Origin of the sequence: Arthrobacter terrae (assembly GCF_015708085.1) — a bacterium.
GTDB lineage: Bacteria > Actinomycetota > Actinomycetes > Actinomycetales > Micrococcaceae > Arthrobacter_M > Arthrobacter_M terrae.
This window is the reverse complement of sequence record NZ_JADNYM010000004.1, coordinates 135,675-157,187: the sequence shown is the minus strand read 5'-3', so window position 1 is coordinate 157,187 and position 21,513 is coordinate 135,675. Positions and strand designations below refer to the sequence as shown.

General features: G+C 63.0%; 20 protein-coding genes. 9 read left to right on the top strand and 11 right to left on the bottom strand.

Features of this window, described 5'->3' with window-relative positions; all coding sequences use genetic code 11:
* Positions 1-10: 10 nt before the first annotated feature.
* Together IV500_RS03975 and IV500_RS03970 are read right to left on the bottom strand one after the other, a co-directional pair.
* Entirely contained in the window at positions 11-937 is a 927-nt protein-coding gene (locus IV500_RS03975) for a ketopantoate reductase family protein (protein WP_196395516.1), read from the bottom strand.
* 9 nt (positions 938-946) lie between these two features.
* Entirely contained in the window at positions 947-1,651 is a 705-nt protein-coding gene (locus tag IV500_RS03970) for a GntR family transcriptional regulator (protein WP_196395515.1), read from the bottom strand.
* Between the two features lie 426 nt (positions 1,652-2,077).
* Here IV500_RS03970 and IV500_RS03965 point away from each other — a divergent pair, with 426 nt between their 5' ends.
* The 6 genes from IV500_RS03965 to IV500_RS03940 are packed head-to-tail and all read left to right on the top strand — an operon-like array spanning position 2,078 to position 9,155.
* Positions 2,078-3,283: an ABC transporter substrate-binding protein gene (locus IV500_RS03965; protein ID WP_196395514.1), complete on the top strand. Its 1,206-nt coding sequence runs from the start codon at positions 2,078-2,080 to the stop codon at positions 3,281-3,283.
* A gap of 54 nt (positions 3,284-3,337) precedes the next feature.
* On the top strand, positions 3,338-5,089 hold the full coding sequence (locus IV500_RS03960) for an ABC transporter permease (RefSeq protein WP_312875823.1): 1,752 nt from the start codon (positions 3,338-3,340) through the stop codon (positions 5,087-5,089).
* On the top strand, positions 5,082-6,212 hold the full coding sequence (locus IV500_RS03955; RefSeq protein WP_196395513.1) for an ABC transporter ATP-binding protein: 1,131 nt from the start codon (positions 5,082-5,084) through the stop codon (positions 6,210-6,212). Before IV500_RS03960 ends, IV500_RS03955 begins: the two co-directional genes overlap by 8 nt.
* Positions 6,209-7,393, top strand: a complete 1,185-nt coding sequence (locus tag IV500_RS03950; protein WP_312875822.1) for a CaiB/BaiF CoA transferase family protein — start codon at positions 6,209-6,211, stop codon at positions 7,391-7,393. The genes IV500_RS03955 and IV500_RS03950 overlap by 4 nt, the downstream gene beginning before the upstream one ends.
* Positions 7,390-8,286 (top strand): HpcH/HpaI aldolase/citrate lyase family protein, encoded by an 897-nt coding sequence (locus IV500_RS03945; protein WP_196395512.1) that lies wholly within the window; start codon positions 7,390-7,392, stop codon positions 8,284-8,286. The genes IV500_RS03950 and IV500_RS03945 overlap by 4 nt, the downstream gene beginning before the upstream one ends.
* Positions 8,283-9,155 carry a hypothetical protein gene (locus tag IV500_RS03940; RefSeq protein WP_196395511.1) on the top strand — a complete coding sequence of 291 codons (873 nt, stop codon included), beginning with the start codon at positions 8,283-8,285 and terminating at the stop codon, positions 9,153-9,155. Before IV500_RS03945 ends, IV500_RS03940 begins: the two co-directional genes overlap by 4 nt.
* 4 nt (positions 9,156-9,159) lie before the next feature.
* On the opposite strand, the gene IV500_RS03935 is transcribed toward IV500_RS03940, so the two are convergent.
* From IV500_RS03935 to IV500_RS03910, 6 genes are all read right to left on the bottom strand, one after another.
* Positions 9,160-11,253, bottom strand: a complete 2,094-nt coding sequence (locus tag IV500_RS03935; protein ID WP_196395510.1) for a hypothetical protein — start codon at positions 11,251-11,253, stop codon at positions 9,160-9,162.
* 66 nt (positions 11,254-11,319) lie between these two features.
* Positions 11,320-12,402, bottom strand: a complete 1,083-nt coding sequence (locus IV500_RS03930; RefSeq protein ID WP_196395509.1) for a glycoside hydrolase family 130 protein — start codon at positions 12,400-12,402, stop codon at positions 11,320-11,322.
* A gap of 5 nt (positions 12,403-12,407) precedes the next feature.
* Entirely contained in the window at positions 12,408-13,274 is an 867-nt protein-coding gene (locus IV500_RS03925; protein WP_196395508.1) for a carbohydrate ABC transporter permease, read from the bottom strand.
* A 1-nt stretch (position 13,275) separates the two neighbouring features.
* Positions 13,276-14,313, bottom strand: coding sequence for a carbohydrate ABC transporter permease (locus IV500_RS03920; protein WP_196395507.1), 1,038 nt, complete (start codon positions 14,311-14,313; stop codon positions 13,276-13,278).
* 13 nt (positions 14,314-14,326) lie between these two features.
* Positions 14,327-15,628 carry an ABC transporter substrate-binding protein gene (locus IV500_RS03915; protein ID WP_196395506.1) on the bottom strand — a complete coding sequence of 434 codons (1,302 nt, stop codon included), beginning with the start codon at positions 15,626-15,628 and terminating at the stop codon, positions 14,327-14,329.
* Positions 15,625-16,776: a LacI family DNA-binding transcriptional regulator gene (locus IV500_RS03910; RefSeq protein ID WP_312875821.1), complete on the bottom strand. Its 1,152-nt coding sequence runs from the start codon at positions 16,774-16,776 to the stop codon at positions 15,625-15,627. Before IV500_RS03910 ends, IV500_RS03915 begins: the two co-directional genes overlap by 4 nt.
* Positions 16,777-17,239: 463 nt before the next feature.
* On the opposite strand from IV500_RS03910, the gene IV500_RS03905 reads away from it, so the two are divergent.
* The 3 genes from IV500_RS03905 to IV500_RS03895 all read left to right on the top strand — a co-directional run bounded on the left by IV500_RS03905 (position 17,240) and on the right by IV500_RS03895 (position 19,186).
* A complete protein-coding gene (locus tag IV500_RS03905; protein WP_230854436.1) occupies positions 17,240-17,656 on the top strand; it encodes a hypothetical protein in 417 nt (138 codons plus the stop codon).
* 354 nt (positions 17,657-18,010) lie between these two features.
* Positions 18,011-18,295: a DUF4386 family protein gene (locus tag IV500_RS03900; protein ID WP_196395563.1), complete on the top strand. Its 285-nt coding sequence runs from the start codon at positions 18,011-18,013 to the stop codon at positions 18,293-18,295.
* Positions 18,296-18,577: 282 nt separating this feature from the next.
* Positions 18,578-19,186: a hypothetical protein gene (locus IV500_RS03895; protein WP_196395504.1), complete on the top strand. Its 609-nt coding sequence runs from the start codon at positions 18,578-18,580 to the stop codon at positions 19,184-19,186.
* 282 nt (positions 19,187-19,468) lie between these two features.
* Here IV500_RS03895 and IV500_RS03890 read toward each other — a convergent pair whose 3' ends face one another.
* The 3 genes from IV500_RS03890 to IV500_RS03880 form a co-directional block, all read right to left on the bottom strand.
* On the bottom strand, positions 19,469-20,425 hold the full coding sequence (locus tag IV500_RS03890; RefSeq protein ID WP_196395503.1) for a D-2-hydroxyacid dehydrogenase family protein: 957 nt from the start codon (positions 20,423-20,425) through the stop codon (positions 19,469-19,471).
* A 29-nt stretch (positions 20,426-20,454) separates the two neighbouring features.
* A complete protein-coding gene (locus IV500_RS03885) occupies positions 20,455-20,712 on the bottom strand; it encodes a hypothetical protein (RefSeq protein ID WP_196395502.1) in 258 nt (85 codons plus the stop codon).
* 147 nt (positions 20,713-20,859) lie between these two features.
* Positions 20,860-21,513 carry a GntR family transcriptional regulator gene (locus IV500_RS03880; protein ID WP_230854435.1) on the bottom strand — a complete coding sequence of 218 codons (654 nt, stop codon included), beginning with the start codon at positions 21,511-21,513 and terminating at the stop codon, positions 20,860-20,862.

The following is a 21,513-nucleotide window of genomic DNA, read 5'->3' as shown; positions in this document are numbered from 1 at the left end:
CCCACTGGCGTTAGAGGTACGCCGCCTCGCGCGCCTTGACGAGCGCCACCACCGTATCGTTCGCCGGTGTGGGAACACCGAGTTCCTTCCCCCGCGCACAGATGGCGCCATTGATGGCGTCGACTTCGCCGCGTCGACGCAGTGAAGCGTCGATAAGCATGGAGGGTCGGGCGTGCGGAATCCTGCCGCCCAAGGTGCGTACGTGCTCAATAGGGTCGCCGACGTCGAGAGTGATGCCCGCGGCCTGCGCCACTGCCACGGCTTCGCGCGAACATTCCGATGCCACCTGCCAGGCGTTCCGGTCCGCGATCACACCTCCAATAGTCAGTTCAGTCAGGGCGCACGTGCCGGAAAAGGCCACGTTCATAATGAGCTTTTCCCACACCATCTGCGCAATGTCGTCAAAGAGCCTGACCTGGAATCCAGCCGAGGTCCAGACCTCGGCCGACGCGGCCAGCTCCGCGCGGGGCAGGGTCGAATAACTGCCGAACCGGACCATTTCCATACCATTGTGGTGCACGGTTCCGGGGGTGGGTACGGAGGCCCCGAAGCCACCGACCACGCCGACGGCCAGCCGATCAGCGCCCAGCACGGACGCGACCCGGTCCGCGGAACCAAGTCCGTTCTGGATGGTCTGCACCACGGTGTGCGGACCGATCAGGGAACGGGCAGATAATGCTGCGGCTTCGACGTCGAAGGCTTTGGTCGCAATGACGACCAGGTCCGAGCGTCCGATGCCGTCCGTCGTCGTCGTCATAGATGCGAGCCGGACGGTGCGGTCGCCGCTGGCGCCATGGACCCGCAGACCGTTTTTGGTGACGGCGGCGGCATGGTCGGGCCAGTGCGTAACCCCATGTACCTCGTGCCCTGCGTCCTGCATGAGCCCGGCGTAGACAGAGCCCATGGCTCCTGCACCGACAATTGTCACCTTTGACATTGAATATCCTCATTTCGGTCGATTGCCCGCGCGGGCAGCTGGCGGGGTGGAACCGGTGTTTTCCGAAGAGCGTTCCATGCGATGGCTGGTCTCGGCGTGCGCATGCTCAATATGATTCCGGAGCGCCCGCGCAGCTCCGGCACCGTCCCGCCGGTGCAGGGCAGCAACGATCTGGTGATGATCCTCGGCGGACCTGTCGTGATGGCTGATCACGTTCATGGATTGATAAGGAATGCTCTGCCAGAGCCGGTCAATAAAACCCAGCAGCACACCGGCTCTGGCGGCGCTGTAGATACGCCGGTGCAGCGCGGCGTTGAGCTCCGGCAGCTCGCTGTAGCGTTCCTCGGCACAGGCCCGATCAAAGTCGGCGAGCGCTGCGTCGATGTCGGCCAGGTCCTGATCAGTGCTCTCCACCGCGACCAGCTGCATGGCGTAGGGCTCCAGCAGCAGGCGGAGCTGATAGACCTCCTCGGCGCGGGCCGGTGAGTACTCGGTGATCCAGGTTCCGCGGTTCGCGTCCTGACGCACCAGTCCCTGCGTAGCCAGCAGCCGCAGCGCCTCCCGGACCGGGGTCAGGCTCATGCCCAGCTCCGAGGCGAGGCTGGTCAAAGTCACCCGTTGTCCCGGAGCCAGCCGCTGGTCAAGGATCGCCTCGCGCAGCGCAGCGTAGGCAGCCTCGCTCTTCGTGCGGACGACCATCGGTTCAAGTGCCATGGCAATAGCCTAGGTCGGGATGGAGCGCTGTCTATTTTTTTGATACTAAATCGTTGACTTTTTATAAAATAGGGACAAGTCTCTCCTGTAGATCACCTTCCAATGACGGCAGGTGAGGCGGGAGAAGCAGTGCATGAGATGCAGCCGGAGCAATCGGGCAGGACGCCCGCGCGGATCGCCCGCGTCCCTCCCTCTCCCCGGTCATGACGCCCGGACTTCGGCAGTTGGCCCACGCCAAGTCCGACGACGACGGCCAGCGGGCGCCGTCGTCGGCCAGACCGCAGGGGGGACGGCACCGCCCGGCTAATCAGACGCCGTCGGGCCTCCGGCAATAACTCCACATTCCAGCTGGCACCACCCCAAGTCCCCACCGCAAGCACCGTTGGTACAACCACAGCCAGAACGACCGCAGCGAAAGGCAACCTGATGATTGAGGAATCGGCACGCAAGAGAAGCATCTCGGATATCCAGGCAGCATTTGACCGGCGCATTTTCATGCGCGGTGCCCTGCTGGCGGGGACCTCGCTGGCTGGCATAGGCGCGTTGAGCGGCTGCGGGAGCTCCTCCGGGTCCTCCGGGTCCTCCGACGCAAAGGGGACCGTTCCGGTGGAGTCCCGACCCTCCTACTACCCCTCCGACTACGACTCGATAGTCGAGGGGTCGAAGGCGGAAAAGAAACTCACCATCTACTCGAATATGGCCGAGTACAACTGGAAGCCGATCTCCGACGCCTTCACCAAGCTGTACCCCTGGATGACGGTTTCGACGAACAACCTCGACAGTGCCGAGGTCTTTCAGAAGTATTACGCCGAGTCCGCCAGCGGCACCTCGCCGGCTGCGCTGATGGTCTCCGGTGATCCCACCAGCTGGATAGATTTCATCAACAAGAAGTCCGCCTCCGACTACAAGTCCCCGGAAACGGACAAACTTCCCGATTTCGGCCACCCGCTGCCGGGTTTGTACACCTTCTCCGCCGACCCGATCCTGATGGGCTACAACAAAACGCTGCTCAAGAAGGAGCAGTACCCCACGGGGCTGGCCTCGCTGGTCAAGCTGGTGGAGAGCGACCCGGGCAAGTTCAAGAACAAGATCACCACCTACGACGTGGAGAACAGCTTCGGTTATGCCATCGAATACAGCTGGGCCAATGCCCGCCCGGATTCCTGGGACACGCTGGACAAGCTGCTGCCCTTTGTCCGCGCGGAGCAGTCCTCCGGGCCGATGGTGGAGAAGATTAACTCCGGCGAATACCTGGCCGGCTTCTTCCTGTCCTCCACCGTGGTCATCCCGCAGGCCGAAAAGACCGGCGCCATCCTTGGCTGGGGCTACATTGACGACGGGATGCCGATCTTTCTTCGCGGGATGGCGATCCCGAAAACCTCCCCCACACCGAACGCCGCCAAGCTCATGCTGGACTTCCTGCTCTCGCACAGTGGTCAGATCGCGGTGTACAACGGTGGATTCACACCGTACCGCAGCGATATCACGGACGAGGAGGCGCCGCGCAACTACAACTCCATCGTGAAGAAGGTGGGAGGCAAGGACAAGATCGTCACGGTTGGCTACGATCCGATCACCGATGCACAGGCCAAGGAATTCAAAGCCAAGTGGAAATCCGGCATGGGGAAATAGCATGTGGCCTTCCATGCTGCGGGCCGCCGTCCCCGGGAAACAGGGGCGGCGGGCGTGACCACCGAGACAAAAGCACAGCCAAGGCGCACCGAGGAACTGCCGCCGCCCAAATACCGACGGCTGTTCGGACACGGCAAAGCGACGTGGATCCAGTATGCCATCTTCATCGCGGCCATTGCCTTGGTCCTGGCCCCGCTGCTGCCCACCCTCTACCAGTCACTGATCGACCGGCCGCTCTACGCAGAGGGCGGCCTGCTGACGCCGGAGAACTACGTCAAGCTGTTCACCACGGCAGGCTTTGGCAAAGTGGTGCTGGACAGTCTGTACTTCGCCGCCCTGACCACCGTCTTTGCGGTCGTGCTCTCGCTGCTGCTGGCGGTGCTGGTGGTCCGGGTGCGGATGCCCGGCGGCCGGGCGCTGGGATCATTGCTGCTCTGGCCGATCTACATTTCCCCTCTTGTGATGGCGTTCGGCTTCATCCTGATGTACGGACCGGCCGGATTCGTCAGTATTGCCGTCGAAAATCTGCTGGGCGTGGTGCCGTGGAACCTGTATTCAATCCCCGGGATGGCTTTGGCCGAGGCCGTCACGCTGGTGCCAATCGGGTTCCTGTACTGTTCCGGTGCGCTCAAGCTCGCGGACCCCTCGCTGGAGGCGGCAGCGCGGACCTGCGGTGCCCGGCCGCTTCGGATCCTCTGGTCGGTGGTGCTGCCGATGGTGCGACCCGCGATCCTGTATTCGGCCCTACTGATCTTTAGCACCTCGATCGAGGAGCTCAGCATTCCGCTGCTGCTCGGCCGGCCGGCCGGCATCAATCTGTTTTCCAGCTTCATCTACATTAATGGGCTGGCGCAGGCCAACCCCGATTACGGCCTGGTCGGTGCAGCGTCGGTGGTGACGCTGGGGGTCATGGCCATCCTGATCGTCATCCAGGGCGTCTCGCTGCGCAACGCGCGCCGGTTCGTCGCTGTCCGGGGCAAGGCCTCCCGTCCTCGGCTGCTTGAACTCGGCGCCCTGCGCTGGGTGGGGTTTGTGATCGCCGTGCTCTACATCATTTTCGGCCCGCTGCTGCCAATCCTCGGGCTGCTGCTGCGGGCCTTCACTCAGCTGCTGACCCCGCTGGTGAACCCAATGACGCTGCTGACGCTGGACAACTTCACCCTGGTGTTCGATTACCCGGCCTACACCGCGTCCATCCGGAACTCACTGTTCATCGCCCTGGTCGGCGCCGTCGTGACCACCTTGTTCGTCTCGGTGGTGGTGCTGGTGGCCCGGCGCTCGACGTTCCGGTTCAACAAGGTGCTCGAGTTCGGGACCCTGACGCCGCAGGTCATTCCCGGGCTGATCATCGGCATCGGCTTCTTTTGGGCCTTTGCCCTAATCGGGCCCCTGAACGCTGTGAACGGCACGCTGCTGGCGCTGATTATCGCGTTCGGTACCCGATCCATGCCGGCAGCGTTCGGCGCCATCGCCCCGCTGGTGATGCAGATCGGCGAGGAGCTCGACGACGCCGCCCGCACCTTGGGAGCCGACTGGTGGCGGACCTTCAGCCGGATCCTGTTCAAGCTGATCGTACCGGCAATGTTCTCCGCGCTGGTGCTGTTGTTCGTGCAGATGTTCAAGGAGTACACCCCGGCGGTGTTCTTGGCCAACGCCGATTCCCAGGTCATCGGCACCACCACCTTGCAGCTGTGGCTCAACGGCAACAGCGGAGCGGTGGCGGCACTGTCATGCATCCAGATTGCGATCACCGCGGTCTTCGTCATCATTGCCGGAAAGGTACTCAAGGTGAGTTCATATGCCTGATCTGATCGTTGAAGGATTATCCGTCGAATTCAACGGCCAAACCGCTGTTGACGACGTCACGTTCACCGTCAACGATGGGGAGTTCTTTACGCTGCTGGGCCCCAGCGGCTGCGGGAAGACGACGACGTTGTCCACCATCGCGGGGCTGGAGACACCCACGAAAGGGATCATCCGGGTAGGCCCGGAGATTTTTGTCGATGCGGCAAAACACCGCTTCCTCACCCCGGAGGAACGCAACCTGGGTATGGTGTTCCAGTCTTACGCCCTGTGGCCGCACATGACGGTGGAAGACAATCTGGCTATGCCGCTGAAGATCCGCAAGGCGTCCAAGGCCGAGCAGAACCGGCGCATTGGCGATGCGCTGAACCAGGTAGGCCTGCTGCCCTACCGCAAGCGCTACCCGCACGAGCTCTCCGGCGGGCAACAGCAGCGTGTCGCGCTGGCCCGGGCGCTGGTGTATTCGCCGAGCGTCCTGCTGCTGGATGAACCGTTGTCCAATCTGGACGCGAAGCTTCGGGACCGCGCCCGCGCCTGGCTGAAGGAACTGCAGCAGAGCGTTGGTATCACCACGATCTATGTCACGCACGACCAGCTGGAGGCCCTGTCACTGTCGGACCGGCTGGCTGTGATGGGTGAGGGGAAGATGCTGCAGGTGGGCACGCCGAACGAGATCTACGATCACCCGAATTGTCTGGCTGTGGCGGATTTCATTGGCAGGTGCAGCTTTTTCCGGGCGAAAGTGCTGGAGACCGGTGCGGGAACCCTGGTGGTGGATCTGGTCGACGGTGAAGGCACACTGCGGGTCACGTCGGCTACGGCGTTCGCCGCAGGGACGCACGTGACAATTGGCGTCCGGTCCGAGCTGGTGAAGGTGAGCCAACCGCGCGATGATGTCCCGGCGATCTCCGTCAACGCCATTCCCGCGGACTTGAAGAAGGCGTCCTACGTGGGCGCCCGCTACGAGTTCGAGCTGATGGCAGCAGGTCAGCTCATCTTCGCCGAGGGTGAGCACAAACTCGACGAACAGCAGGTGTGGCTGATTGTTCCGGAGGATGGGTTGTTCGTCTTTGCTGAAGACATCCCGCCATCACGGCTGGCCAGCGACGTCGAGGACGGGCTGTGAGCGGCCCGCTGGCCGGCATCCGGGTGCTGGACCTCTCCAGGTTGGTCGCCGGAAATCAGCTGACCATGCTGCTGGGGGATTTTGGCGCTGACGTGATTAAGGTGGAGCAACCTGGCCACGGCGACACGCTGCGCAATTGGGTGGTGCAGGGCAGCGAGGTGTACTGGAAGGTCTACGGCCGGAACAAGCGCAGCATCGCTTTGGATCTGAAGAACGAACAGGCCAGAGAGCTGCTGCTTCGGCTGGCCGGGGAATCCGACGTTCTGGTGGAAAGTTTCCGGCCGGGAAACCTGGAGCGTCTGGGACTGTCCCCGGAGACCCTGCACGAGCGCAATCCCAAACTAGTGGTGGTCCGGATCTCGGGTTGGGGACAGACCGGCTCGATGTCGCAGGAACCTGGATTTGGCACCTTGATCGAGGCGATGTCCGGGCTGGCGGCGATGAATGGTTTTCCTGACCGGGAACCGGTGCTGCCACCGGGGGCACTGGCTGACATGGTGGCCGGAACCTACGGTGCCTTCTCCGTACTGGCGGCCGTGCGGCACGCCGAGGCGGGTGGGCCGGGCCAAGTCATCGACCTGTCCCTTTTCGAACCGCTGTTTTCGGTGCTCGGCCCACAGGCCGGCACCTACCGGCTCACCGGTGATGCGCCACAGCGCAGCGGAAGCCGGTCATCCTCCTCCGCCCCCCGCAATGTTTATGCCACCGCCGACGGGCAGTGGCTGGCTCTGTCCGGTTCTACCCAGATGATGACCGAACGGATCTTTCGCACGATCGGCCGGCCCGAGCTGGTGGATGACCTCCGCTTCCGGGACAACACAGCCCGGCTGGCTCATGTCCTGGAGCTGGACGCCATTCTCGGGGATTACTTCGGCGCTCACAATCTCGATGAAACCCTCTCTGCGATGCGCACCGCCGGTGTAACCGCTGCCCCGGTAATGGACATCGGCGACCTCATGGAAAGCGAGTATTTCAAGACCCGCGGCGTAGTAATCGACGGACCGGGCCCGGAGGGTATGGGTTCGGTTCCGATGCACGACGTGGTACCGCGGCTCAACGGAACCCCGGGCAGCGTTGCGGCTGCTGCCCCCGGGCTGGGGCAGCACAGCAGGGAGATCCTGCAGGAACTGCTGCCGCACGAACGCTGGGAAGAACTGCAAAAACAGGGAGTGTTCGGATGAATACCACGTCAATTGCGGACAACATCAACTGGCGGTCCCTGCTCTACGTGCCGGTCACCTCGCGGCGATTTGTGGACAAGGCCCATACCCGCGGGGCTGACGCCATCCAGCTGGATATCGAGGACAGCATTCCGCCCGGCGAAAAGGACCAGGCACGGCAGGCCCTGCCCGCGGCCGTCGATTTGTTGGCCGGGCGCGGGATGGATGTTGTGGTGCGGATCAACCGGCCGTGGCGGATGGCGGTGCGCGACCTCGAATTTGCCGTCCGGCCCGGTGTGCGCGCCCTGGCCCTGCCGAAAATAGCCAGTGCGGACCACGTGCGGATGATCGACGAGGTGGTCACCGAGATCGAGGCCGCTGCCGGGATGGCCTCCGGTTCGGTGCGGTTCATCGCCATGGTGGAGACGGCGGCCGGTTTTTGGCGGTTGCAGGAGATCGCAGCTGCCTCACCCCGGATCGTGGCCCTGACTCTGGGCTCGGAGGACTTCGCCGCCTCCACCGGGATCCCGCCGGACCCGCAGCTGCAACTGGTGGCAAACCAGATGACCGTGCTGGCCGCCCGTGCCGCCGGGGTGTTGCCGCTGGGGCTGGTGGGCTCCATTGCCAATTATCGGGACCAAGGCGCCTTTCGGAACGTGGTCACAGCGTCCCGGCAGCAGGGATTTGTTGGCGCAAGCTGTATCCATCCCAGCCAGGTGCCCATCGTCAACGAGGGATTCTCGCCAACCGCCGAGGAGGTTGACCGGGCACAGCGGATGCTCTCGGAATTCGACGCAGCTGTTGCAGCTGGAATTGGAGCCGTTGAATTCGACGGACAAATGGTGGACGAACCAATCGTCGAACGGTCCCGGGCGATCCTGCGCTCCCATGCGGCAGCCCGGCGGTCCTCGTGACCTTGTTACCGGAGATCCCGGAAGGCGAGGCCGAAGGAGAAACGCTGGACTGTTACCAAGCCTTGAAGGCTGCGCTGCCGGTCCGCACCATAAACCTCATTTACCGCCACCTCGCGACCATACCGGACGCTCTGCCGTGGGCCGTTTCAATCGTTAAGGAACTCAAGGCCCAGGCTTTTCTGGACCCTGCGGCGCAGTCCCTTGCAGCCACACCCGTTCCACTGCTCCCGCCGCTGGCGCCGCAGTACTGGGACCAGCACGGGGTGGACGACAAGGACCGGCACCGGGCCCTGGAAATTCTGCACGTCTACAACTGGTCGAACCCGAGGAACCTAGTGGTACTCCAGGTCATGCAGCACCACCTGGAGAACCCCAACGCCCAACAGTGGACGAATGACGCCTCCTCCCCGGCGGAGCACAAAACGTCCGTGGATTTGCCTGCCAACGCCGAAGCGGAGCTGGATCCGCCCGCTCCCCCAGACGCCCTGGCCCCCGATATTCTGCAAATGGTGCAGCAGACGTGCCGGCAATTGAACGTCAACCCGGAGCTTCTCCCAACCCTGCACCGACACCTCGGCATCATGCCCAACCTGTACCGAGCATTATCCGCCACCACCGAGAACATCGTCGCCGATGGGCAGGTCCGCTTGCACGCCCAGCGCTGGGAGGCCACAGCGGCTGAACTGGCAGCGCTGAACCGACTCACACCGACGGTACCGTCTGCGGGCAGCCAGCTCCGGATCAGGGACGCTATCAGCTTGTTCAAACACGGGATCCCTGTGCACTGCGTGCTCGGAAAACTCTGGGAGGAGCGCCTCGGGACGGGGATCTCTGAACGTCACCCTGCCGCGCCCTTTCCGGCAGGGTGAGGCGCTACTTTCTTACCAGCGTCACCCAGGTAAATCCACCGGGCGCCACCGCGACCCGTCCGGAGTGGTCGGCACCGTCGCCGTTCGGTCCGGCGGAGATAGGGCGGCCGGAGGAGTCGAACGCTTGCTGCTGAAGCTTAAAGCCCTTCGGCAGGTCAACACGCTGGATAGCTGTGCGCGCTGATGCACTGACATACAGACTCGAGTCCCCACCGGGTCCGCTGACGGATACGGAAGAGATTTCCGGCTGAAGCAGCAGCGCATCAATGGCTGCGGCCCCGCTGGAACCCCCAACGACGACGGCGGGTTTTCCAGCCGGCAGCGACGAAGCCAGCGCGAACGGGTAGAGGATTCCCGCCGCGCCGGTAACTCCCTGGGCTCCGGCGCAGCCGTTGGGGGTTGTGCCGAGCACGGTCCGGCCGGAAGTCCACGACGTATCTCCCGCCGGGGCGATGCTGCGGTTGACGATCGGGTAGACGTTACGGGCCTGGTTGTCAGCTGGAACGGGAATGGAAACAGTGCCACCGGCCGTCAACGCGACATATGCGCCACCGGATATATTTGCCTCCCCGGTCCAGACGGAGACCGGTCTCACCACAGTTCCGCCGGCAATACTGCCCGCTTCTGCCTCCACCACACTAAGACCTCGGGTACTGACGGTCTTAGTGATGGCAAGGGTCTTTGCCTTCAGCGACGGGTTTGCGTCGAGGGTGAGCATGCTCAGGAGCGTATGAATGGTGGATTCGGCGCCGGAGTTCGGGTTGATCCGGCCGTCGGTTTCGATGCCGTCAATAGCGGTACCGGTGGCCGGGTTATAGGCCGGGGCACCATTGGGGTTGGCGCCGAAAAACCAGGCCGCCGTAACCGCCGCCACGTCCAGCAGCCCGGGCGCATTAGCGGCCTTTGCCGTCGCCACCAGAGACTCCACGCGCGAATCCACGCCGTAGGCAATCTGCGCCTCTCCCGGCGTCGGGCTCCACGCATTGTCCGGACCACCGGCAGCCAGCAGCTGCGGTGTGAACTGCGCGGAGTCCCTGACCGCCGCGGTGAGCAGATCCGGCCGGTGCAGCACAGGGGCCGCCGTCGCGATGGCGGCTGGGGCCATGCCGCCCCACGCATGCCATAGCGTTTGGGAAGTGACCGAGGGCAGGATGGCGCCAAACGGCCACTGCCTAACGGAGCCTGAGGACATCCCCGCGATGCCTTCAGTCAGTTCGCGCAACGCCGTGCTGGCGCCGTCATCCCCGGGAGCGGCCGTGACGTACGCGGCGAGACCCAGTACCGCTTCCCCGGAAGCGTCCGCGCCCCCGGTGATCAGCCACGCCGGTACCTGCACGCCATCGGCTACATCGAAGTGCCCGTACTCCGCCAGCGACTGCCGATTTAGGGAAGCCAAAGCCAAGTGCAGCCGGTCGGCCAGGAACGCGGCGAACTGCGGATCCACCGATTTGAACGCCGCGTACCCTTCGCCGAGGGCCCAGACCGTCCGGGCCAGCCAGTAGGACTCGGCCGAATCGGAAGGATCGGGCAGTTCCACCGGCTTGGCGCTCGGGTTCAGCGTGCCGTCGGCCTGCTGCCAGAGCACCACATTGCCGGCGTTCGGGCCGGTTGTGGTCTGCAGATACGTCAGTGAGCGCAGCGTCTGGAAGGCGTGCTCCCGGCTGTCGGCATCGCCGGTCTGCTGCCAGTGCCGCAGGTAGACAACGGCCGTGCGGGCAATATCGTCGGCATTGAAGGCCCCCTGGCTCCAGTACTTGGTGGCATCGTCAAGGGAACCGCCTCCCAGCCGCGTGTAGCTGTCGTCGGTGTTCTTGTTGGCATATGTCCACGGCGCCTGCGCGGATGGCTGCTGCTCCAACTGGTACGTGGTGTGCCCGCTCACGGGTTTCAGCGGGACCGTGTCCAGCAGAAAATTCAGATGGGCCAGGTTGGTCAACGGGACGGACGACGGCGGCGCAGTTACCGGTGACGCGGCCGTCAACTGGGGTGCCGGGGGCGTCGCGGCGGCCGTTCCCGCCCCGAGCAGCAGCATCGACAAAGCGGCGACGATAGCCACCGGTCTGATGAATCGTCGTGGAATAGTGGCTATGCGGACCATGTCGGCCTCCTGAGAAGGATACTAAGTAGTGAGTCTGCCTGCGGACGGCGGACGGCGGACGGCGGGTCAGATGCGGTCAAGCCTGGCGACTCCGATCTTGGAGTCGGCCATGCCGTAGAAGACGAAGAGCTGGCCATCCACCTCTTCGATGGCGGTGGGAAAGACCACATTCGGCACAATCCCTGACTTTTCATCCGCCGTTTCCGGCGCCAGCAGCGGCTCAGCGCTGCGGGCGATCACCGTGGACGGGTCATGGGCGTCCAGGATCATGGCGGCCGCTGCATAGTTGACCTTCTGCTGGAGGGCGAAGTCCGACTTCGCCATTTCCCCGGAAACGCCGTGGTGGATCAGCAGCCAGCCCTCGTCGACCCTTAAAGGCGCCGGGCCGGCGCCGATCTTCAGTTCCTCGAACGGGAATTCGCTCAACGCAACCAGCCGGTGCTTAGCCATATGCACCAGATTGCGGAAATCCCGCTCCACCTCAGCCACCGGAACGTAGGAGATCCAGATGCCCGGCCGGTTATCCGCCAGACCGGCGGGCAGGTGCTCCCCCTCGCCGTCGCGGACCCAGCCCAGGTCCCACATCGGCCGATGCAGCATCGCGTAGGACGGGACACCGTCGGGGTCGTTGACCGGTTCCGGAAAGAAGACGGCATCCTTGTTCGGAAACAGGTTCAGATCCATGGACAAATCTGCCTGATACTCAAAAAAACACGGACCCAGCCGGTGCCAAGTACGTAGGTCCTCTGACCAGGCGAACGCCAGCCGCGGTCCCAACGGCCCATATGCCACGTAGGTCATCAGATGCCTGTCCAGCGCAGGAACCCATGTGACGCGCGGGTCCTCGGTGCCGGCGTTCTGCAGGCCCCGTTCCCAGCCCTCATCCGGTGCCAGCACAATACCTTCGCGCTCCACGGAAGCGGGAACGCCGTCGTCGTCCATGATCACCTTGGCCAGGCCGACGCGGGAAACGTTGCCGGCCGCCACCAGCCTGGGCAGCAAATACAGCTCGCCCTCACGGGTGCGCCCGCTGGCAGGGTTGAGCACGCCGGCTGTCTCGAATTCGTTACCGTCCTGCGGAGTCATAATTACGCCGGCGCGGGTCAGCTTGAAGGGGACTGCCGGCAACGCTGATTGTGAGGAACTCATGCTGATTAGCCCTTTACGCTGGATCCGAGATTGGTGGAGATGAATTGACGCTGGAAGAAGATGAAGAGCACGACGGCGGGCGCCGCGAGGACGCAGGCGCCGGCCAGAATGGCGCCAAACGGGTTGGACGCCGTGGCTGCAATGTTGGAGATGTAGTTAGCAAGCGACACCGCCAGGGGCTGCAGTGCCTGGTCCTTGGTAACCAGGAACGGCCACAGGAACTCGTTCCATGGACCAATAAAGGTCAGCAGAATCGCGGTGACAATGGCCGGGCGGACCAATGGGATGGCCACCTGCCACAGGATCCGAAGTTCGCTGGCGCCGTCGATCCGTGCCGCCTCGAAAAGCGTGGACGGCAGCTGCATGAAATACTGCCGGAACACAAAAACGGCGGTGGAATTGATCGCGAACGGCAGGATCATGCCCAGATAGTTATCGCCCAGGCCGTAGTCCCGGACGATCATCACATACAGCGGGATGAGCAGCAGCTGGAATGGGATCATCTGCACCAGCAGCATCATGCCAAACACCACGCCGCGGCCGCGGAACTGCATCTGCGCCAGCGCGTAACCCACCAGTAAGCCGAAAACCACCGTGGCCAGGATGACACCACCGGTAAAGATGCCGGAATTCAGCAGCCCTTTGAACAGATTAATGGAGCCGTTGATGTTGACGTAGTTTTCGCCCGTGATGTTGCCCGGCTCCGGGAACGCCCCGCCCACGGAGGTGTCCGGGGAGGTCTGCAGCGAGCCGATCAGCATGTAATAGAAGGGGAAGAGGAACACGAAGGCACCGAGGGCCAGCAGGAAGAAACTGCCCACGCTCAGATTCCGGCGTTTTTCCACCGACGCTTTTTTCGCTGTGATCGACATGTTATTCCTCCCCGCTTTTGCCGCCGACGAGCCGGTTCTGGATCAGGGCAATCAGCAAAACGCCGATGACCAGCACCACGCCCAGCGCCGCCGCCACGTCCGGATTCCCCTGCAGAATGCCCTTCTGGTACATCAGGAACACCGGGGAACTTGAGGCACCATCGGGCCCGCCGCCGCCGGTGAGCAAATAGGGCTCGGTAAAGAGATTGGCACCGGTAATGGTCGCCAGCAGGGTCACCAGGACGCTGGCGGAGCGGACCCCGGGCACCGTGATGTTCCAGAACTGCACCCATTTGTTGCCGCCGTCCACTGACGCGGATTCGTAGAGTTCCTCCGGAATGTTCTGCAGTGCCGCCAGATACAGCAGAATGAAGAATCCGAGCTGCTTCCACGTCACGTACAGCGCCACCGTCGGCATCGCCAGCCAGGAATTGACCAGCCAGGACGGGTTCGGCGCCAGCGGGCCCAGCAGCGAGTTGATCAACCCGTTTTGCTGAAACAGGAAGAGCCAGACGCCGATCACGGCGACGCTGGCCGTGACATAGGGAACGTAGTAGCTGACCCGGAAGAACGTCTTGAGCCGGGTAATGCGGTTCAGCGCATTTGCCAGGATCAGGGACAAGCCCACGGTCAGCGGGACGTTGATCACCAGGAACACCAGAATGTTCAAAAAGGACCGCTGCACCGCTGGATCGGAAAGCACCGTGATGTAATTTTCGATGCCGACGAACGGCCGTTCCACCTGCACGCCGGGTGCGGTGAAGTAGAACCGATGGAAGGAGATCCAGACGGCATAACCCAGCGGGTATGCCAGTACGCCAAGAATAAAGATCACATATGGTGCACTGAACAGCAGGCCCAGCGGCTGCTTACCCAGTGGCCGGAATTTTTGTTTGATCTCCGGGCGGCCGGGTCTGCGCCGCTGTGGCTTCCTGCCTGCCGGCTGCTTATTACCCGAGGACGGCGCACCCGACTCCGGGCCGGGCGGGGGCACGGCGCCGTCCCGGCGGGATGCGCCGCTGGCGGAACGAAGTGACATGGCCAATCACCCTTTACTTCTGCGCCGCGAGTTGATTGATCTTGTCCGCCGCTGCCTTGAACGCGTCGTCAATGCTTTGGTTGGCGAAAATTACTGACTTGTTCCAGGCATCGCGGAACGTCTGCCAAATCTGCACCGAGTTGGTCACATTGGGAACTTCCACGGTCCGGCTAGCTTGGTCTGCGAAGTCCTTGTACAGCGGATTTGCGGCGAAATAGTCCGCATATGTGGTGGGTAGATCCTTGCGCATTGGCATCTGGCCGGTTTCGGAGAGCAGCTTGCCGTCCTCATCCTTGCTGGTGGCGAATTTCAGCACCTCCCACGCCGTGGCCTGGTTCTTGCAGGCGGAGTATAACCCCACGTTCTTCGCGTCAGAGAAGGTATAGGACTTATCCTGCTTTTGCGTCCCCGGAATCGGCACGGTCCCCCAGTTCACCTTGTCCTTGTAGGACGCTATGGCCCAAGGGCCGGCGAGCGCCATCGCGGATTTGCCCTCGGCGAAGGAATCGCCCTGATAGACCTCCTTGGAGGCCAGGTTCTCCTTGTACAGCGTCGCGAACATGGCTGCGACCTGCTTGCCCTGGCTGTCGTCAAAGGTCGCCTTGCCGTCTTCGATCAGCTGAGTTCCCTTGCTATTGGCAGCGTAGAACGGATAGAAATCGAACCAGGACTGAAAATAATCCCCTGCCGGCGATGGCCAGATGGCCTTTTGGGCGGCTCCGGAGTTCACCAGCGTGCGGGCCGTGTCCAGTAACTCGGACTCCGTACCCAGCTTGGGGTTCTCCGGATCCAGGCCCGCCTTGGTGAACAGGTCCTTGTTGTAGAACAGCACCACCGGGTTGGACTTCCACGGCAGTTGGTAGAGCTTCCCGTCCGCCGATTTGTATTGGTCGGCCAAGTCTCCGGTGCGGTCCTTGACGTACTGAACGCCGTCCGGGAAAGAATCCAGGGCCACAAGCCCGCCCTGCTTCTGAAACTGCGGCACGGCCACCGGTGCGGTGTTAAAGACCAGGCACGGCGCGTTGCCCGCTGTGATGGCAGCGCCGATTGTTTCTTCGGAACTCTTTCCGGCCGGGATCTCCTGCGCATCGATTTTTTGATCCGGATGGGCCTCGTTCCAGGAAGCCACCATCTCCTTGCCCCATTTGACCTCATACTCGTTGTTTGAGTACCAGATTTTGATCGGGCCCTTGGCCGTAAGGGCCGCGGAGGCGTTACCGCCGCCGCCCCCGCTACCGCAGGCTGCCAACCCTGCAGCCAGGACGGCGATTGCCGCCATGGACAGTATCCGGACACTACTTGTGGTGCGCTTCATTGCTTCTCCTGACAATGGATTGATTCCTGGCTAAGTTCTGCTGTCGAAAGGTCCTCGTAGCGGTCGACGGCGACGGCAGGTACCGCGTGCTTCGGTACCTCCCCGGTGGAGCTCCGCACCACAAGGCGCGGCGGGCCGAGAATCAAGTCGCCGCCGTCGTGCGTTCCACTCACCTGACCCAGCAGCATGGCGGCGGCCAGCCGCCCCCATGCCAGCGGATCCGCAGCGATTGTGGTCAGCGGCGGATTTAGATACCGCGCGAACTGCGCATTGTCATAGCCTGTGATGGACAAGTCTCCGGGCACATTCATTCCGTGCGCCTGAGCGTAGGACTGCCCAGCTGTGGCCATCAGATCGTTGGCGTAGACGATTGCTGTGGGCCTGTCCTTGCGCGCCAGCAGCCTTGCGGTCGCAGCAACGCCGCCGGGTGCCGTAAAGTCCGCCTCCGCGAACAGGTCCGTCCCCAGCCCCGCTGCGGTCAGCGCGCTTTGCCAGGCCCGGCGTCGGCTGCGGCCGTGCAGGTAAACCTGCTCCCCACCAACGTGTCCGATGCGTGTGTGACCGAGTGAAATGAGATGCTCGACGGCGGCGGTGATGCCGACGGCGTCGTCCATGCAGACCGCGGGAAATGGCGATGGTGTATCCGGTCGGTTCAGCGTCACTGCCGGCAGCCCTAGCCCGCGGAGTAAGGCGATGCGCGAATCGTCATGGCGCACGTCGCTGAGGATCACCCCGTCCACCCTGCCCCCGTCGGCAAGCCTGCGGTAACTGCGCTCCTCAGCCCCCGGCTCGGTGGCGACCGTCAGCACCAGTGTGTAGTCATGCTTTTCCAACGTCACCTCGACTCCGGCGATGAACGACGGGAAGAACGGATCCGAGCCCAACAACTTAGCCTCGCGGGCAATCACTAGACCCACGGCGTACGCCTTCGCTGACCTCAGGCTCTTGGCACGCAGGTTCGGCGTCCAGCCCAACGCCTTTGCGGTTTCAAGAATCCGCTGCCGGGTTTGGTCCCCCACGCCCGCATGGCCGTTGAGGGCGAGGGAGACCGCACCTCTGCTCACCCCCGCCGCACTTGCGACGTCGCTGATCGTGACTGCCACTAATTTCTCACCTACCTCGGGCGCTACTGTTGTGACTGAATTCACTAAATCGATTTAGTAGCCGTCAGTCAACCTGCTTCGGTGTGCGTTGTCAAGGGTTGCGGCTGATCCTGAGCAGCGTGAAGAAAGGGGGATGCAGAAACCGTAGGATGAGGCCAAATGCGCTTTGGGCAACTTCCTGGAATAACCACAGGCTGCAGATGAACATCCGCCTGGATCAACACTGACCATGGTGTACTAACGCAGCATTTGGACGAGTACGAGGGCTATTTTCCCGCCAAGGATGCCTTGGACGAGGGGTCTACAGGAACCTTTGAACATCCCGACCATTCCCATAACAGCGCCTGTAACGATAGCCGCTCAGCTGGCCCTGGCTAGTAGTGGAAGTTCCCGCCGATCGTTTCCGCTATGGCGGGACCATAAGTGAGCGACGGGCACCGGGCCAACGTGAAACGTTACGCCTGCCGGGGGCCTGGACAAGAAGTCGGCCCGCACGTTCGCTCAGTGGTTGGGCAGCCGGTACTCCCGGCCATTCTTCCCGGATGCGTTCAACAACCGCCGCCAGCCGTCATCCAAACGCGTCAACAATATCCTAAAGCGGCTTGGCTCAAGCCTGTCGGGAGTGTACATCGACGTGGCAGACGCGGAGCTCAAAGACGACGAGGTCTATACAGTCACCTTGCTGTTCACTATCCTCCAAGACGTGGCCGCCGACCCTTCGGCGTGGGCCGACGCGAACAAGGCCGCCGACCAGATCGTCGACCTATGGAACGACGAGAAGGGGATCATTGTCGACAAACACTTCGTCGAATCGGAAGATGACGTCCCGATCAGCATGCTCAGGACCTACACCAGGCTCGACTTCGACTCCTACACAATTCGAGGTGATAAAGCCGGCGGCCAGCCGCTATCGATCTCGATCTAGCTAGCCGCGGTTCTCTGGATAATCGATTTTGGGGTCGAACCACACGCGGTTTGATTGCCAGTTGACGTCCGTGTGAGCTCAGACCGGGGCTGACGACGGACCCTCCAAACGCCCCGTTTTTGAAGGCGGCCCCCGGCAGTAGGCGGACCTTCTGGAAGCCGCCGTCCGGCGCGATGCCCTCTTCACCTGAATCACGGTGCAGCAGGGCCGAGAGCCTCGCGACCCCAGTTCAATTGAGCGACGCAAAGTTCCTACGTCACCGCATTGGGAGCGGACGGCTCCCACGCGCTGGTCCTGCTCCTGATGGACCTGCAACACTACGGCTACCTGATCGCCCAGTTCACTTGGTCGTGACTGTTCGCCCTTGGGCTGCTCGGTTACCGATCAACCCTGTTCCGCAGATGGCTCTCATTCCTGCTCATGCTCGGAACCGTTTGCTTCGTCGTCGCCGCTCTGGCGCGGTTCCTCGCCCCGTCATTGGCGGACACATCGGCCGCCATCTTCGTCCTGCCGGAGATCATCTGCGAGGTCTCGCCATTGGCCTATCGGCGCCTGGAGTGGCTGACGACGTCGTGGTCGATGGCGGCGAGAACGTACTTGAGCTTGCGGGTATCCACTACCGCTCCACGCTGTGGGTGAGCAGGCGCGCCGGTGAGCCGGTCGCCCAGGCCCGGACGTCTTCGAACGGCAAATAACGAACCGGCACGGTTAGCTTGTCATTACAAATGCGTATTAGCGGCCGATGGTAATAGGGGGACGATCCTGTGATCACCCCGGGCCCGTTCTCCTACACTTTGTCGGGGGCGCCCTTTGGCTTAAAAGCCACCGGCAGATCCCCGTCTTGGCGTAACAAAGGTATTGTGCGCGCAATGTTCGGGGAGCTGGTGACTGTATTTACTCGCAACCGATAGGAACATCAGCATGTCAGAACCAACTGCCCCGGTTTACCAGTCCGCGCCACCGGCCAACATTCCGCCGGCACCTGCCAAGGGGAACGCATTCGGCCTCACTGCCCTGATCTTGGGCATCGTGGCCGTCGTTTTCTCAATCATCCCCATTGTTGGCTTCCTTGCATTCGTGCTGGGGCCTCTGGCCGTCATCTTCGCAATTGTCGGCCTGACCCGCAAGTTCGCAAAAAAAGGTACCTCGGTGGCTGGGCTCGTCTTAGGCGTGGTGGCAGTTATTATCGCCATCATCGTCACTGCGGTAGTGGCCACGGCGGCCACCAGTGTTAGCGACTCGCTGAATAAAGAACATCAAATCGAGTACGTTGTAACCACGACGGGTCCGGCGCATGTCTCCTACACGGCCGCCAGTGGAATGTCCTCGGAGGACATCACGGCGGATTGGAAGAAGGACCTCACCGCAAAGGGTTTTGATTTCAGCACCCTGAGCGTCACCGGTAACATCAGCACTCCGAGCACCGTGACCTGCGAGATCCTGGTGGATGGCAAGAGCATTACCAAGAACAGTGGCACGGGCAATGCGGCGATGGCCTCCTGCTCGGGGAGCTCCACGAGTTCCAAGTAGATGACAGTGGGGGGCGCTGCCCTCCGGAGCGGCGCCCCCCTGCCTTGTGAAATCCTACGGAATGAGCGACTCGTGGAAGGCCGTTCCGGAGTCAACGCGTCGACTTAGGCATCGAGCCCCGAAGTCGTCCTGTACAGTCAATATCCGCCCGCCTTCCCACATACTTCCCCGGCACAAACCTGCATGCCCGCATCGTCTCCGTAGACCACCCTGCCGATGGTCGTCAGTGGGAACCCCGCGACTATCTCGGGTCTTAGGTGGATCACCGGGGAAGATTCGGCGTCAGGTGAGCACACGCAGCGGTGTGCCGGCCGCCCAGGCCCGGACGTCGTCGTACGCCTCGCCGTAAAAGATCCGGTAGGCCTCCTCGGTGACGTAGCCGATGTGCGGGGTGAGCACCGTGCGCGGCGCCTGGAGCAGCGCCGATCCGGGCGGCAGCGGTTCCCGGTCGTAGACATCCAACCCGGCGCCGGCGATCAGCCCCTGCTCCAGGGCGGCAACCAGCCCCGCTTCGTCCACCAGCGGGCCGCGGGCAGTGTTGATTAGGTAGCCGTGCGGGCCCAGCCGGCGCAATTCATCCGCGCTTACAATGCCGCGGTATTCGCCGGAGAGGCGCAGGTGAACGCTGACAATGTCGGAGCGATCGAAGAGTTCCTGCCGGTCCACCGCCTGCACTCCGGCCCCGGCCGCCCGCTCGGCCGTCATGTGCGGGCTCCAGGCCAGCACATCCATCCCGAAGGCGTGCGCGTAGCCGGCCATCGCCCGGCCTATCCGGCCAAGACCCAAAATGCCAAGCGTGCGGCCGGCCAGCTCGATGCCCGGCAGCAGCTGCCAGCCACCAGCCCGGAGCGAGGCGTCCTGCGCCGGAATGCCACGGACCGTGGCCATCAGCAGCGCCCAACTCAGCTCGGCCGCGGCGCCGGCGGAACCGGCGGTCCCGCTAACGGCGATGCCCAGTTCGTCCGCCGCCGCCAGGTCAATGGCGGCATTCCGCATCCCCGTGGTGACCAGCAACTGCAGGCCGGGCAGGCGCTCCAGCACCGTCCGCGGGAATCGCGTCCGTTCGCGCATCGCGACAACGATCTCGAAACCGCGGAGGCGTTCGACGACGGCGTCCTCTCCGCCGAGGTACTCGGTAAAGAAAGTGGGCTCTATGCCGAGGTCCTCGAGCTCACGCCAGGGCGCGAATCCGGCGGCAACGCACTGGTAATCGTCCAAGATGGCGAGCCTGCGGACCATGGATGGTCCTTTCCTAGGTTGGGTTCCCATTACCACCACAGATGGCGGCACTCAGGGTTCTGGCACTGCCACCTGGCTATCCCCATTTCGGGCTCCCCCGTAACCGCATTGGTCCGCTGCACCATGTCCAGGCAGCAGCCGGCAAAGACGGTGTTGGGCGGCATCAGGGCCTGTTCGTTGGGCATGATCTCTCCGTACGCCAGACGCCAGCTTTCATGACCACACAACGGACACTTCCGGATCCGCGCCGCCCGGACCGTCGGCCGCGCCTGCTGTTGGTTATCCATGGGGACAACGTACCGCCCGGCAGGGACAATTACGGATCTACAAAAATTCTCCATGGAGACGGCACCCGAAGGAGACCATCATGTCCCAGTCATTTGCGCCCACCGCCCAGCCAGGCTACAACGCTCCGACGCCTATCGACGGCGCTGCTACTGCGCCCGCTGAAACAACGCGTGCAGGGTCCGGTGCCGGCTGGAGCGCACGTGTTGCTCGGCTACCCTGGCTGCCAAATCGGCATCCCCGGAGGCGATGGCGTCCAGCAACTGCTCGTGCTCGCTGCAGAGCAGTTCCAGATCGTCCGTCTGGCGGAAGAGCCATTGCAGGCGACCGTGGAGGGGTTCCAGGATATTGCGGAGCAGTTCGTTGTGTGCCAGGCGTGGGATTTCGTCGTGGAATTTGCCGTTGGCTTCCCGGGCGGCGCCGACGTCCTTGCGCGCGGTGGCTTCCTTCGCTTGGTCCAGGATCTGCTTCAGGGCCGACAGGTCCATGTCGGTGGCCCGTTGGGCTGCAAGGCGGCAGCTCATGCCTTCCAGTGCTTCACGGACGTCGAAAAGCTCTTCCACGTCAGCGCGCGTCAGTTCCCGCACCACGAGGCCACGGGTGGGCCGTTCGGTTACCAGGCCTTCCTCGCGGAGCATCCGCAGTGCTTCCCGGACGGGCAGCCGGGAGACATCGAACTCCGCGGCAAGATCGCGTTCGATCAGCCGGATGCCGGGTGCGTACCGGCCATTGTAGATCCGCTGCCGGATCTGGTCCCGGACGGTTTCGCGTAGCGGCTGTTCGCGGAGGGTGCCTTCGCTCAA